The organism is Streptomyces sp. NPDC059499 (genome assembly GCF_042749285.1).
Classification (GTDB): domain Bacteria; phylum Actinomycetota; class Actinomycetes; order Streptomycetales; family Streptomycetaceae; genus Streptomyces.
This window is the reverse complement of sequence record NZ_JBHYTT010000009.1, coordinates 87626-100023: the sequence shown is the minus strand read 5'-3', so window position 1 is coordinate 100023 and position 12398 is coordinate 87626. Positions and strand designations below refer to the sequence as shown.

The following is a 12398-nucleotide window of genomic DNA, read 5'->3' as shown; positions in this document are numbered from 1 at the left end:
GGCCAACCCGGGCGTTTTCGGGGTTTAACACCCCCACCCCCCCCACCCCCCCCCTCCGCGCTTTCATCAACCCGCCGGGGGGGGGCCCCCGCCCCCCGCGGCCCCCCACCCCCTGTCAGCCGTCCAGCGCCGCCTTCATCATCTTCTGTGCGATCGGCGCCGCCAGCCCGTTGCCACTGATCTCCGAGCGGGCCGCCCCCGAGTCCTCGACGACGACCGCGACCGCGACCGACTTGCCGGTGGACCCGTCCTTCGCGTACGAGGTGAACCAGGCGTACGGGGTGTTGCTGTTGTCCACACCGTTCTGCGCCGTACCCGTCTTGCCGCCCACCTCCGCGCCGTCGATCCGGGCGTTGGTGCCCGTGCCCTCCTCCACGACGGTGACCATCGCGCTGCGCAGCTGCTCGGCCGTCGATTGGGAGACCACCCGCTCGGTGTCGCCGTCCTCGAACCGCTCCAGCGCGGAACCGTCGGCGTCCGTCACCTCGGAGACCATGTGCGGCGCGGCCAGCTCGCCGCCGTTCGAGAGGGCCGCCGAGACCATGGCCATCTGCATCGGTGTCGCCGTCACCTCGAACTGGCCGATACCGGTCAGCGCGGTCTGTGCCTTGTCCATGCCGGTCGGGTACACGCTCTCCGCCGCCCGCACCGGCACGTCCAGCTTCTCGGTGTCGAAGCCGAACGCGTCCGCCATCGCCTTCAGCCTGTCCTGGCCGAGGTCGGCGGCCACCTTCGCGAAGACGTTGTTGCAGGAGTACTGGAGCGCGGTGCGCAGTGTGGCGTTCTCGCAGGGGGCGGAGGCGTTCTCGTTCGTCAGGACCGTCGTCGTGCCCGGCAGCGTGTACGGGTCGGGACTGTCCGTGGCCTCGTCGACCGAGTCGTACAGGCCGTCCTCCAGCGCCGCCGACGCCACGACCAGCTTGAAGGTCGAACCCGGCGGGAGAGGCTGCCGCAGCGCCCGGTTGACCAGGGGTTTGTCCTTGTCGTCGAGCAGCTTCTGCCAGCTGTCCCCGTCGTCGGTCCCGCTGATGCCGGACGGATCGTACGAGGGGGACGAGACCATTCCGAGGATCCGCCCGGTCTCCGGATCCATGGCGACGGCCGCGCCCCGGTCGTCACCGAGCGCCTCGAAGGCAGCCTTCTGCACATCCGGATCGATGGTCGTCAGCACCTGGCCCGGGTCCGTCTGCTCGCCCGTGAGCACCGCCGCGGGATCCTTCAGCCGGTCGTCGGTGCCGTCGAGCACATCGCTGTAGATGCCTTCGAGCTGCGTGGCGCCGTAGGCCTGTGAGCTGTAGCCCGTGATCGCCGCGTACAGCTCGCCCTGGGTGTAGGTCCGCTTGTGGCGGAGATCGCCACCGCTGGTCTCCTTCGAACCGGTGACCGGGGAGCCGGCCACGATGATGTCACCGAGCGGCTGCGCGTACTGCGCGATCGTGTTCCGCCGGTTGTGTTCGTCGTCTGCGAGCGCCCGGGCCTCGTACGCCTGCACCCAGGTCGCCCGCACCAGGAGGGCGAGGACCATGAGCAGACAGAAGACCGAAGCGCGCCTGATTGTCTTGTTCATCCCGCTGGAGGGACGAGCGGGGGCGCCCGGGACGTTCCCGTTCGTGTCCCTTCTCACCGTATTCTCAGCCGCCGGGGCGGGTCAGCCGGGCCTGATGAACCCCGACTCGTACGCCGCGATCACCGCCTGCGTACGGTCCCGGGCCCCGGTCTTCGCGAGCACCGCGGCCACGTGCGTCTTCGCCGTCGCCACACCGACCGTCAGCCGCCCGGCGATCTCCGTGTTGGTCAGGCCCACCGCCATCAGCCGCAGCACCTCTGCCTCCCGCTCGGTCAGCCGCGCCACCCAGGGCGGCGCCGTGACCGCCTGCCGCCGCCCGTACTCGGCGGCCAGACCGCGCACCGCGGCCGGGAACAGCAGCGAGTCGCTGCGGGCCACCAGCCGCACCGCCTGCACCAGGTCCTCGGCCGCCGCCCGCTTCAGCAGGAAGCCCGCGGCTCCGGCGTGCAGGGCGTCGTACACGTAGGAGTCGTTCTCGAAGGTCGTGACGACGACGATCCGCGGCGGGTCCTCCATCGTCCCGAGGATCTGCTCGGTCGCGCGGATCCCGTCGATCTGTGGCATCCGCACGTCCATGAGCACCACATCGGGCCGCAGCTCACGCACCACGGACACCGCCTCGGCCCCCGTGGCAGCCTCGCCGACGACCTCCAGGCCGGCTTCCGCGTCGAGGATCACGCGCAGTGCCGTACGGACCATGCGCTCGTCGTCGGCGAGGACGATGCGGACCGTGCCGCCGCTCATCGTTCCTCCTGTCCTCGGCCCTGCAGGGGGAGGCGGGCGTTGAGCCTCCACACGCCATCGGCGTCCGGCCCCGATCGGGTGGTGCCGCCCAGCAGCACCGCCCGTTCGGCGATGCCGCGCAGCCCGCGCCCGCCGCCGGGGCGCACCGCCGCTGCCCGGCCGGGCAGCGGATTGTCCATCGTGATCTCCAGTTCGCGCTCGTCCACCGCGATCCGGAGCTCCACCCGCGTACCGCTGCCGCCGTGCCGCAGCGCGTTGCTCAGGCCCTCCTGCACGATCCGGTACGCCTCCCTGGACACGGCCCGCGGAACCAGCTCCGGGGTGCCCTTCGCCGTGTAGGCCACGGGGACCCCGCAGTGGGCCAGCAGCCCGTCCAGGGCGTCGAGTGCGGGGCCCTGCGCCTCGTCCTCCCCGCGCCGCAACAGGCCCAGTACGGCGTCGAGTTCGCCGACCGTGCGGCGCGTCGTCTCCTCGATCGCCGTCAGTGCCTCCCGCACGAAATCGGGATCGCTGTCCAGCACCCTGCGGGCCGCACCGGCCTGGAGCGTGACCGCGCTCAGCGCATGGCCGACCGAGTCGTGAAGCTCCCGGGCGAGCCGGTTGCGTACCGCCAGATCCGCCGCCCTGCGCTCCGCGGCGGCCAGCCGGTCGTCGGGTGTCGGACCCAGCAGCACCGGCGCCCGGCCGGCCAGTACCGCCGCTGCCGCGGCCGCGCAGCCGGCCATCGCCACGAGCATCGCGAGGCCGGCGAGCGGCGCCACGGCCAGGAGCCAGGGCCGGTCCAGGGCCGCGGGCAGTCCCATCGCCGGCGACTCCCGGACACCCGTGAAGAACGGCAGCATCATCACGGCCACCGCGAACGGGGTCAGCGCGAGCGTCAGCCCGCTGATGACTCCGCCGAGCGCCACATGCAGGGTGAACCAGCCCGCGGTCCTGATCCGTGCCTGCCAGGTCCTGGCGAGTCCGTCCGCCAGCACCTGTGCCGGGATGTCGCACAGGGTGCGGGCCGCCGACACCGACAGTGGGCGGGCGAGCGGGAAGAGGCCGGTGACCGCGGCCATCGGCAGCGCGAACGCGAACGCGGTGAACTGGTTGACGGGCGAGGAGAAGACGTCGGCGTCGGAGCTGTACGAGCCGACGATGACCGTGCCGACGAGGAAGTACGGCATCAACAGCGCGCCACCGACGATGAGATGAAGCCAGCGCAGCCGGGCCCGCCGCCCGAGGAGGAGTCTCACGCCCGGGTGCCGGCCGACTTCGCCGCGGCCGAGCGCTCGGCGAAGAAGTACGCGCCCGAGGTGACGATGAGCATCCCGACCAGCATCTGCACAGCGTAGATCAGGCCCATCGCCGCGGTGGGGTGGTCGGCGATCTCCTCGACGCTGCCCAGTGAGGCGATGCTCAGCCAGCCGCCCGAGCAGGCCACGGTTCCGGAGCCGGCCCAGGCCAGCGCGAGCGGTACCTCGAGCGCGAGCCCGCCCGTGCGGCGGAAGGCGAGCAGCAGCACCCCCGCGACGGCGGCGGCGACGAAGAGGGCGTCGAGTGCCTGGAGCGCGTAGAAGTCGTCGGTGCGTTCGGCGATCCGGGTCCCGTTGAGCCCGGCGGTCGAACCCGCGGCCCAGGCCAGGTGCATCGTGGCGGGTACGACGGCGAGCACCGAGGCGGCGACGGCGGCGGCGCGCAGGGCGGGCGCCGTGGGGCTCGGGGGAAGATCGCGCAGGGCGCTCCGCCAGAGGTGACCCCAGCGGTCCCTCGCGTACAGGACGAAGAGGGTGCCGAGTGTCAGGCCCTGGACGATGAAACCGGGGTAGACGACCGTGAACACCCAGTCGTCCAGAAAGGCACGAGAGTCGTCGGCGCCCGGACTCCGGCCGGTGAGGGCGCCTACCAGCAGCTGCAACGGGAAGCCGGCCATGATCGGCAGGAGCAGCCCGGTCGCGACCCACATCGGGAGGGCGAGCAGCCAGGCCCGGACGCGCCGCCCCCAGGCCTGGGTGAGCAGCAGGGCGAGGACGATCACGGTCCCGTCCATCAGCACCGTCCCGCTGTTGGCCACGGCCATCAGGGTGGGGTGGTCGAGCAGGACGCTGCCGTCCGGGATGCCGATGTGACTGCCCGCGATCCAGGCGGCCTTGAGCGACAGATAGGGCAGGCAGGAGGCGATCGCGAGGATGCGGAGCAGGGCGCGGCCCCGGCCGGTACGGAAGGGCGGCGGGGCGTCATGGGTGCGGGATGCGAGCGGTGTCCGGGTCATGACGCCCACGCTTCCGTGCGGCGCACGTCCGCACGTCCTGCGCTGCGACGATCCGCCTCCGCCGCGCGGGGGAGAGGCCCCTCGCCCTGACGGGCGTGGCCTCCGCCGCCCTTCGCGTCGGGTACCCGGCGTGCCGGGTACCCGCACGGTCAGGCGTCCAGCCGCAGGAGCACCTCGTCGGTCTCCTCGCCCCGGGCCTGCGCGAAGCCCCGGTCCGCGCCGGTCACGGTGAACCCGCACTTCTGCAGCACCCGCACCGAACCGGTGTTGTCGGCCGCCGCCCGCGCGTGCAGCGGCCGCTCGGGCACGGCGTCGAGCAGGGCCCGCAGCGCGGCGGTCGCCAGCCCCCGGCCCCACTGCGCCCTGTCCAGCCAGTAGGTCACCTCACGCTCGGCCGGCGGCCCGTACACCCCCACGCTGCCGACCACCACGTCGTCCGCGAGCACCGTGCGCATGATCACGGTGTCCGAGGCGCGGATGCGCTGCCAGTGGGCGTCGAACATGGCACGGTCGGAAGGGTCGGCGCTGGTGAAGGCCGCCATCCGGGTCGCTTCGGGGTCGCTCATGAACGCGAAGAACAGGGGCAGGTCGCCGTCCCGCACCTCGCGCAGCTCGAGACGCACGGTGTCAGAGCCTCCGGGTCGCCAGGGTCAGCCGGTCGCGGGCGTCGAACAGGGCGTCCTTGACCATCTGTTCGTGCGCGGGCGTGAGCCGGGCGACCGGCACCGAGCAGCTGATCGCGTCGCGCGCGGGGGTGCGGTACGGGATCGCGACCCCGAAACAGCGCAGACCCAGCGTGTTCTCCTCGCGGTCCACCGCGTACCCCTGCTCGCGGATGAGGCGCAGTTCCTCGATCAGCTTCTCGCGGTCGGTGAGGGTGTGCTCCGTCAGCGCGGGCAGCGTCTCGGGCAGCATCTTGCGGACCTGCTCGTCGCTGTGGGTGGCCAGCAGCGCCTTGCCGAGCGAGGTGGAGTGGGCGGGCAGCCGGCGGCCGACGCGGGTGAACGGGCGCAGGTAGTGCTGGGACTGCCGGGTGGCGAGGTACACCACGTTCGTCCCGTCGAGACGGGCCAGGTGGATGGTCTCCGTGGTGTCGTCGGAGAGCCGGTCCAGGGTGGGACGGGCGGCGGCGACCACCTCGTCCCCGTCGATGTACGAGGTGCCGACGAGCAGGGCGCGCACCCCGATCCCGTACCGCGTGCCCGTCGCGTCGGTCTCGACCCAGCCCAGCTCCACCAGCGTGCGCAGCAGCATGTAGAGGCTGGACTTGGGGTAACCGACAGCCTCCTGCACGGCGGCCAGTGAGTGCATACCGGGGCGCCCCGCGAAGTATTCGAGGAGCTCCACCGTCCGTACCGCAGACTTGACCTGTGTCCCACCGGACTCGGCAACCGACATCGCCCTATGCCCCTTCCAGCCTTCTTGTACAACCTGCGCAACGCTGCGACTTCTTGCCAACACGGAACGCCCGGAAATAGAGTCCCCTGCATATTCACGATCAGGAACTCTGTTCAGAATACCGAACAACTCCTGATGTGTGGCAGTGGACCGGAAGGAAACACGGTGGCAGCAGCACCAGTCTGGAGTGTCGACCCCCGAACCGGGAACCCGCGTGAGCAGGTTGCGGTGGAGGCTACAGCGGAGGAGGTCGACCGCGCGGTCCGGGCCGCGCATGCCGTGCGGGACACGCTGGCCGACCGCACGGTGCGCGCCGCGTTCCTGCGTACCGCGGCCGATCTGCTCGCCGGTGCGGGGGAGCACGTCATCGAGGCCGCCGACGCGGAGACCGCGCTCGGCCCGGCCCGGCTCACCGGAGAACTCGCCCGCACCGCAGCCCAGTTGCGGGCCTTCGCGGAGGTCGTCGAGGAGGGTTCCTTCCTCGACATCCACATCGACCACGAGGACGGCAGCAGGACCCCGCCCTGGCCGGACCTGCGCCGCTACAAGATCCCGCTCGGCGTCGTCGCCGTCTACGCGGCCAGCAACTTCCCGCTCGCCTTCTCCGTCCCCGGCGGCGACACCGCGAGCGCGCTCGCCGCGGGCTGCCCGGTCGTCGTCAAGGCGCACCCCGACCACCCCGCCACCTCCGAACTCTGCGCCTCGCTCCTGCGCAGGGCCGCCGCGCAGAACGGCCTGCCTGAAGACGTGGTGACCGTGGTGCACGGCTTCGACGCGGGCGTCGAGCTGGTCAAGCACCCCCTCGTCACCGCGGCCGGGTTCACCGGCTCGATCCGCGGCGGCCGGGCACTCTTCGACGCCGCGGCCGCCCGGCCCACCCCGATCCCCTTCCACGGCGAGCTCGGCTCCCTCAACCCCGTGGTCATCACCGCCGCGGCCGCCGAGGAGCGCGGTGAGCAGATCGGCGCAGGGCTCGGCGGCTCCATGACCATGGGCGCGGGACAGTTCTGCACCAAGCCCGGCTTCGTCCTCGCCCCGTCCGGCGAGGCCGGTGACCGACTGCTGAAGTCCCTCACCGAGACGGTCAGCGACACCGGTGCGGGCGTCATGCTCGACCACCGGATGCGGGACGCCTTCGTCGCGGGAGTGGCGGAGAGGGCCGCACTCGCCGACGTGGAGGCCCCCGTCACCCCCGGCGCGGGCAGCGAGCACACCGTCTCCGCGGGCTTCCTGACCGTCCCCGCCCAGCGGCTGGCAGCCGAAGGGCCGCACGACGCACTGCTGGAGGAATGCTTCGGCCCGGTCACCGTCGTCGCACGCTACGACTCCGAGGACGAGATCACCGCCGTCCTCTCCCGGCTCCCCGGCAACCTCACGGCCACCCTCCACATCGCCACCGAGGAGGCCGACGGCAGCGCCGCCGGTCTGCTCGCGGCGCTCACCCCGCTGGCCGGACGCGTCCTGGTCAACGGCTGGCCGACCGGCGTCGCCGTCGCCCCCGCCCAGCACCACGGCGGCCCGTACCCGGCCACCACCTCCACGTCGACCTCGGTCGGCGCGACAGCGATCGAGCGCTGGCTGCGCCCGGTCAGCTACCAGTCGACGCCCGAGGCGCTGCTCCCGCCGGAGCTGCGCGAGGACAACCCGCAGGGCCTGCCCCGCCGGGTCGACGGGCGCCGCGCATGACCGTGCATCTTCCCGAAGTGCCCTTTCCGCTGGAGCCGTTCGGCCCGGAGGGGTCCTGGGCGTACGAGGACGGCGTGCTGACCGGCCGGGCGGGCGCCCGCCAGGACCGCTTCGTCCCGCCGGACGGCGACGCCCTGGAACCCGCCTCCGACGCCCCGCGCCTGCTGGGTGCCGTGCCGGAGGGCGACTTCCGGCTGACCGCCCGGGTGAAGGTGGGCTTCACGGGGGCGTTCGACGCGGGTGTGCTCTATCTGCACGCCGGCGAACGGGAGTGGGCGAAGCTCTGCTTCGAGCTCTCCCCGGAACGCCCCACCATCTGCACGGTGGTCACCCGCGGCCACTCCGACGACGCCAACTCCTTCGTCGTGGACGGTGACACCGTCTGGCTGCGGCTCAGCCGCACCGGCAGGGCGTTCGCCTTCCACGCCTCCGAGGACGGCGAGAAGTGGACCTTCGTCCGCGTCTTCGCCCTCGGGGCGGAGCATGCCCCGGTACTGGCCGGCTTCCTCGCCCAGGCGCCCACGGGCGAGGGCTGCGAGGTGGCCTTCGACCGGATCGCGTACCGGCCCGGCGGCCTCGGCGACCTGCGCGACGGCAGCTGACAGCCGGCGGAACGCCCCACCCCCCGGTTCCGGCCGGGGGGTGGGGCGTTCCCCTGGTGGGGTCGAGCCCCTACGGTGCGATGAACGCCGGAGTCAGGTGGGCGGGGGCCAGCAGCGCGCGGTGCGCCACGGCTCGCTCCAGCAGCGCCTCGCGGGAGGCGCGAGCGGTGTCCGAGTCGAGCTCATGGGCGTAGGCGACGGCCGGGTTGCCCAACTGGACGGCGTGCACCAGTGCGTCGCCGGTGACGACGACGTCCCGGCCGCCAGGCTGCTCGACAAGGACGGACTGGTGGCCCGGAGTGTGCCCCGGCGTGGGAAACAGGGTCACTCCTGTCCCGAGCCGGTGCTCCCCACGGACCTCGTCGAGCTGTCCCGTGGCGCGGAGCGGCTCGACGACCCACTTCCACACGGGGTCCGACCGGTCGAGGGCAGTCGTCTCCGCGTGCTGCACGACGTACCGGGCCCGGGGGAACAAGGGGTCCCCGGCCGCCGTCGTCGACCAGCCCACATGATCCTCGTGCAGATGGGTCAGCACGACGGACTCCACGTCCGCCGGTGCGATCCCTGCCTCGGCGAGCGCCTCCGGCAGCCGGCCGGGTACCGGACACCACGGAGCGCCCGGCCCCTCGGCCGGTCCGACGCCCGCGTCGACGAGGACCCAGCGCCCGCCGGGCCGCTCGATCGCGAAGCACCAGAAGTTCAGCCGCCACATGCCGTCCGGCCCCCGTGCGCCCGGATCGAGGGACGTCGCGCGTTCCCAGTCGGTCTCGCCCGCCCCGGGAAAGGCGAGCCGTTCCGGCCTGTAGAACGTGCCTGAGGCGTCCAGTAACGCGAGAACGTTTCCGTGCCGTTCCAATGTGTCCTCCTCCTACGGATGCTGCCGCAGACGGCGGCGACACCGACCGGTGTCACATATCCAAGTCCTGGTACACGTACGTGAATTATCGTCCCGACTCGGCAACCTGAGCGCCACCTGCGGCGACCCATGAGTGCACCCCGCACTCAGTCGTACCGAGAAAGGGCCCCCATGCGCACCCCTCTCCGCACCCCTCTCCGCAGCCGCCGAAGCCGTATCACGGCACTGGCCGCCGCCTCCACCGTCGCGGCGCTCACCGTAGCGGTGCTCCCCAACTCCGCAGGCGCCGCCGAGTCCAGCCCCGTGGGCTTCGGCGCGGGTACCACCGGCGGTGGCAGCGCCGCCGCGGTGACCGTCAGCAGCCTCGCCGCGTTCAAGTCGGCCGTCACCGGCGACAGCGCCAAGACGGTCAAGGTGAGCGGGCTCATCTCGCTCAGCGGCCAGGTCGACATCGGCTCCAACACCACGGTGCTCGGCGTCGGTTCGTCCTCCGGATTCACCGGCGGCGGCCTGCGCCTCAAGAGCGAGTCGAACATCGTCATCCGCAACCTGAACATCAGCAAGCCGCTCGCCCCCTCCGACGGCATCACCGTCCAGAACTCCACCAAGGTCTGGATCGACCACAACTCCTTCTTCGCGGACCGCGACCACGACAAGGACTACTACGACGGCCTGCTGGACATCACGCACGCCTCGGACAACGTCACCGTGTCCTGGAACACCTTCAAGAACCACTTCAAGGGCAGCCTCGTAGGCCACAGCGACAACAACGAGAGCGAGGACAAGGGCCATCTGCGCGTGACGTACCACCACAACCACTTCCAGAACATCTTCTCCCGCATCCCGAGCCTCCGCTTCGGGACCGGCCACTTCTACGACAACTACGTCGAGGGCGCGGACACCGCCGTGCACTCCCGCATGGGCGCGCAGATGCTGGTCGAGAACAACGTCTTCCGCAACACGAAGATCGCCATCACGACCAGCCGCAGCAGCGACGAGGACGGCTATGTCGTCCAGCGGGGCAACGACCTCGGCGGCGCGGCCACCGAGATCTCGCAGACGGGCTCGTTCACCACACCGCCGTACTCGTACACGGCCGAGCCCGCCTCCTCCGTCGTGGCCTCGGTGACCGGCGGGGCGGGCGCAGGCAAGATCTGACCCGCGACGGATGAGTGAGGGGTGCGCGGCCCGGACGCGGGCGGCGCACCCCTCAGCGATCGGCCGCGAACCGCACGAAGCGGGCCCAGTGGGCGGGGGAGACGGTCAGGTGGGGGCGGGTGACGTCCTTCGAATCACGTACGAGGACGACGGGCCCGCCGGAGGCGACCTCGACGCACGCCCCACCTTCGTTGGAGCTGTAGGTGCTCCTGGCCCACGTGAGGGATGACGTCATGTCCACAGCGCCGTTGTCACTCATGCCGCTCCCAGCAACTCCTTGATGACAGCGAGGGATTCGGGCGGGTTGAGTGCCTGTGCCCTGATGCTGCCGTAGCGTGCGGCAAGGATACGGACTTCGTCCGGATCGGTGACCAGACGGCTGATGTTCTGAACCTCCAGGTATGCGACCTGGGCTCGCCCCTTGGGCGTCAGAAGAATGAACGGCCCACCCATACCGGCATGCTGCTCCCGGCCGGTCGGCATGACCTGAAGCTCCAGGCTTCGCAGCCGGCCCAGATCGAGCAGCTTCTCCAGCTGCGCCCTGTGTACTGCGGAACCGCCGATCGGCCGACGCAGCACGGCCTCCTCGATGATGCACGTCAGGATCGGCGCAGGCCATCGAGTCAGGAGCTCCTGACGAACCATGCGCGACGCGACCCGTAGTTCGATGGTCGCATCGTCCAGCAGCGGCTTGCGCATGGCGAACAGGGCACGCGCGTGCTCCTCGGTCTGCAGAAGGCCGGGCACGACATGGCTGCCGTACTCGTGGACCTCCACCGCATCCGCTTCCAGCCGCGCATAGTCCCGGAACCACGCCGGATGCTTCACCCGCGCCCGGGCCCTCGCCCGGGCGACGTCCTCCGTCGCGGCCCGCAGCAGCCCGCCCGCATTCAGCGCATCGTCCGCCGAGTCCAGGAACTCCGGCTGTGGCGTCCTGCGTCCACACTCCAGCGAGCGGACCAAGTCCTCGCTGTAGCCGAGCTGCTCACCGAGTTCCCGCTGGGTGAGCCCCGCCCGTTCACGGAGCAGCCGGACCTGGCGGCCGATCACCCGGAACAGGTCCGTCGCGCCCTCCGAGTCGTCGTTCTCCCCGATCGCGCCCGTCAGCCCCATCGCCGGCCCCGTTCGTCCCGCGTGCCGCGCGGCGGACGACCGGTACCGATCACCATCCGCACCGGTACACGCACGCTGCGTACCGTAGTCACTCCTGGTCAGCGTACGGTCACCCGGCCACGCTGAGTGGCGTGAAGAGCGAATCCGTACACACAGGCATGCGCCGACCGGTAACACCCGCACCGCAGTTCACGCAGCTGCTGAGCGCCACCCGACGGGGTGCGCGCCTCGCCCGGCTGCTCGCCGTGGAGCAGCTCGTCGCATGGGGGTGGCCGCGGGGCGGTGAACCCATCGACGCCGCCGCGCTCGTCGTCGCCGAACTGGCGGCCAACGCCGTGCGGCACGGGCGGCTGGAGGGGCGGGGCTTCCGGCTCGGGCTCGTCCTCCTGCCGGGTGCGCGGTTGCGCATCGAGGTCACCGACCCGCGTGGTGAACGGGCCCTCGCCCGGTCCGGCGGGGGGTGCGGGCTGGTCATCGTCGACGCGCTCGCCGTGGACTGGGGCGTGAGGCCGTTCCCGCCGTCCGGGAAGACGGTCTGGGCGGAGATCGGAATCAGCTGACGACCACGGTGTTCTGGCAGGCGGTCAGCAGCCAACGGCCGTCGTCCTGCTTGGAGACGACGTACAGCGGGGCGCCCTCGCTCTCCTCGCCCGGGGCCAGGTAGCGCTGACGGACCTTGACCGCCGCGACGTCGGGGCGGATGAAGAGGACGTGGGCGACCTCGTACGTGACCCTGCCGTCCCAGTCCGAGGCGGGGAGTACCTTGCGGGTGAACTCCGCGATGGCATCGAGGCCGATGAGTACCTTGCCGTGGCCGGTCGTCCAGATCGCGTCCGGGTGGAAGAGGCCGAGGAACTCCTCGGGGTCCTTGTTCTCCTGGGAGTGCTCGACGGTGGCGACCAGCAGGCTGATCGCTTCGAGGTCTGCCGCGTGCGACGTGGTTTCCGTGTTCATGGGGTTCATGGGGAACATCGTCGGACCTCACGTGTGATTGAGGTCAAGAGGGCGATATCGAGTCGA

The 12398-nt window shown here is 71.5% G+C and carries 14 protein-coding genes; 4 read left to right on the top strand and 10 right to left on the bottom strand.

Going from position 1 to position 12398, the window contains the following annotated elements:
* Positions 1-115 precede the first annotated feature (115 nt).
* The 6 genes from ACFW9O_RS21650 to ACFW9O_RS21625 form a co-directional block, all read right to left on the bottom strand.
* A complete protein-coding gene (locus ACFW9O_RS21650; protein ID WP_384611428.1) occupies positions 116-1567 on the bottom strand; it encodes a peptidoglycan D,D-transpeptidase FtsI family protein in 1452 nt (483 codons plus the stop codon).
* An 81-nt stretch (positions 1568-1648) separates the two neighbouring features.
* Positions 1649-2311 carry a response regulator gene (locus ACFW9O_RS21645; protein WP_384611427.1) on the bottom strand — a complete coding sequence of 221 codons (663 nt, stop codon included), beginning with the start codon at positions 2309-2311 and terminating at the stop codon, positions 1649-1651.
* Positions 2308-3549 (bottom strand): sensor histidine kinase, encoded by a 1242-nt coding sequence (locus ACFW9O_RS21640; protein ID WP_384611425.1) that lies wholly within the window; start codon positions 3547-3549, stop codon positions 2308-2310. The genes ACFW9O_RS21645 and ACFW9O_RS21640 overlap by 4 nt, the downstream gene beginning before the upstream one ends.
* Complete coding sequence (locus ACFW9O_RS21635) at positions 3546-4565, bottom strand: hypothetical protein (RefSeq protein ID WP_384611424.1); 1020 nt, start codon at positions 4563-4565, stop codon at positions 3546-3548. The genes ACFW9O_RS21640 and ACFW9O_RS21635 overlap by 4 nt, the downstream gene beginning before the upstream one ends.
* A gap of 149 nt (positions 4566-4714) precedes the next feature.
* Positions 4715-5188, bottom strand: a complete 474-nt coding sequence (locus tag ACFW9O_RS21630) for a GNAT family N-acetyltransferase (RefSeq protein WP_351168615.1) — start codon at positions 5186-5188, stop codon at positions 4715-4717.
* Positions 5189-5192: 4 nt separating this feature from the next.
* Complete coding sequence (locus ACFW9O_RS21625) at positions 5193-5963, bottom strand: IclR family transcriptional regulator (protein ID WP_329212353.1); 771 nt, start codon at positions 5961-5963, stop codon at positions 5193-5195.
* Between the two features lie 165 nt (positions 5964-6128).
* On the opposite strand from ACFW9O_RS21625, the gene ACFW9O_RS21620 reads away from it, so the two are divergent.
* Together ACFW9O_RS21620 and ACFW9O_RS21615 are read left to right on the top strand one after the other, a co-directional pair.
* Complete coding sequence (locus ACFW9O_RS21620; RefSeq protein ID WP_384611421.1) at positions 6129-7649, top strand: aldehyde dehydrogenase (NADP(+)); 1521 nt, start codon at positions 6129-6131, stop codon at positions 7647-7649.
* The gene (locus ACFW9O_RS21615) at positions 7646-8251 is read left to right on the top strand and encodes a DUF1349 domain-containing protein (RefSeq protein WP_351168619.1); all 606 of its coding nucleotides are present in this window, start codon (positions 7646-7648) and stop codon (positions 8249-8251) included. Before ACFW9O_RS21620 ends, ACFW9O_RS21615 begins: the two co-directional genes overlap by 4 nt.
* A 70-nt stretch (positions 8252-8321) precedes the next feature.
* Here the strand turns inward: ACFW9O_RS21615 and ACFW9O_RS21610 are convergent, their stop codons facing one another.
* A complete protein-coding gene (locus ACFW9O_RS21610; RefSeq protein ID WP_384611419.1) occupies positions 8322-9107 on the bottom strand; it encodes an MBL fold metallo-hydrolase in 786 nt (261 codons plus the stop codon).
* Between the two features lie 171 nt (positions 9108-9278).
* Between ACFW9O_RS21610 and ACFW9O_RS21605 the strand changes: the two genes are divergently transcribed.
* Entirely contained in the window at positions 9279-10265 is a 987-nt protein-coding gene (locus tag ACFW9O_RS21605) for a polysaccharide lyase family 1 protein (RefSeq protein ID WP_384611417.1), read from the top strand.
* A gap of 52 nt (positions 10266-10317) precedes the next feature.
* Here ACFW9O_RS21605 and ACFW9O_RS21600 read toward each other — a convergent pair whose 3' ends face one another.
* Both ACFW9O_RS21600 and ACFW9O_RS21595 read right to left on the bottom strand, forming a co-directional pair.
* Complete coding sequence (locus tag ACFW9O_RS21600; RefSeq protein WP_384611416.1) at positions 10318-10524, bottom strand: DUF397 domain-containing protein; 207 nt, start codon at positions 10522-10524, stop codon at positions 10318-10320.
* The gene (locus tag ACFW9O_RS21595; protein ID WP_384611414.1) at positions 10521-11378 is read right to left on the bottom strand and encodes a Scr1 family TA system antitoxin-like transcriptional regulator; all 858 of its coding nucleotides are present in this window, start codon (positions 11376-11378) and stop codon (positions 10521-10523) included. Before ACFW9O_RS21595 ends, ACFW9O_RS21600 begins: the two co-directional genes overlap by 4 nt.
* 158 nt (positions 11379-11536) lie before the next feature.
* On the opposite strand from ACFW9O_RS21595, the gene ACFW9O_RS21590 reads away from it, so the two are divergent.
* Positions 11537-11938, top strand: a complete 402-nt coding sequence (locus ACFW9O_RS21590) for an ATP-binding protein (RefSeq protein ID WP_384611412.1) — start codon at positions 11537-11539, stop codon at positions 11936-11938.
* Here ACFW9O_RS21590 and ACFW9O_RS21585 read toward each other — a convergent pair.
* The gene (locus ACFW9O_RS21585) at positions 11931-12332 is read right to left on the bottom strand and encodes an SgcJ/EcaC family oxidoreductase (RefSeq protein WP_384611647.1); all 402 of its coding nucleotides are present in this window, start codon (positions 12330-12332) and stop codon (positions 11931-11933) included. The two genes, ACFW9O_RS21590 and ACFW9O_RS21585, sit on opposite strands and share 8 nt — an antisense overlap.
* Positions 12333-12398: the final 66 nt, after the last annotated feature.

What these genes read in the sequence shown, in the direction of transcription:
- ACFW9O_RS21585 (WP_384611647.1), bottom strand. Translation starts at nt 12,332, where the DNA reads ATGAACACGGAAACCACGTCGCACGCGGCAGACCTCGAAGCGATCAGC.
- ACFW9O_RS21635 (WP_384611424.1), bottom strand. Translation starts at nt 4,565, where the DNA reads ATGACCCGGACACCGCTCGCATCCCGCACCCATGACGCCCCGCCGCCC.
- ACFW9O_RS21605 (WP_384611417.1), top strand. Translation starts at nt 9,279, where the DNA reads ATGCGCACCCCTCTCCGCACCCCTCTCCGCAGCCGCCGAAGCCGTATC.
- ACFW9O_RS21595 (WP_384611414.1), bottom strand. Translation starts at nt 11,378, where the DNA reads ATGGGGCTGACGGGCGCGATCGGGGAGAACGACGACTCGGAGGGCGCG.
- ACFW9O_RS21600 (WP_384611416.1), bottom strand. Translation starts at nt 10,524, where the DNA reads ATGAGTGACAACGGCGCTGTGGACATGACGTCATCCCTCACGTGGGCC.
- ACFW9O_RS21615 (WP_351168619.1), top strand. Translation starts at nt 7,646, where the DNA reads ATGACCGTGCATCTTCCCGAAGTGCCCTTTCCGCTGGAGCCGTTCGGC.
- ACFW9O_RS21625 (WP_329212353.1), bottom strand. Translation starts at nt 5,963, where the DNA reads ATGTCGGTTGCCGAGTCCGGTGGGACACAGGTCAAGTCTGCGGTACGG.
- ACFW9O_RS21650 (WP_384611428.1), bottom strand. Translation starts at nt 1,567, where the DNA reads ATGAACAAGACAATCAGGCGCGCTTCGGTCTTCTGTCTGCTCATGGTC.
- ACFW9O_RS21590 (WP_384611412.1), top strand. Translation starts at nt 11,537, where the DNA reads ATGCGCCGACCGGTAACACCCGCACCGCAGTTCACGCAGCTGCTGAGC.
- ACFW9O_RS21645 (WP_384611427.1), bottom strand. Translation starts at nt 2,311, where the DNA reads ATGAGCGGCGGCACGGTCCGCATCGTCCTCGCCGACGACGAGCGCATG.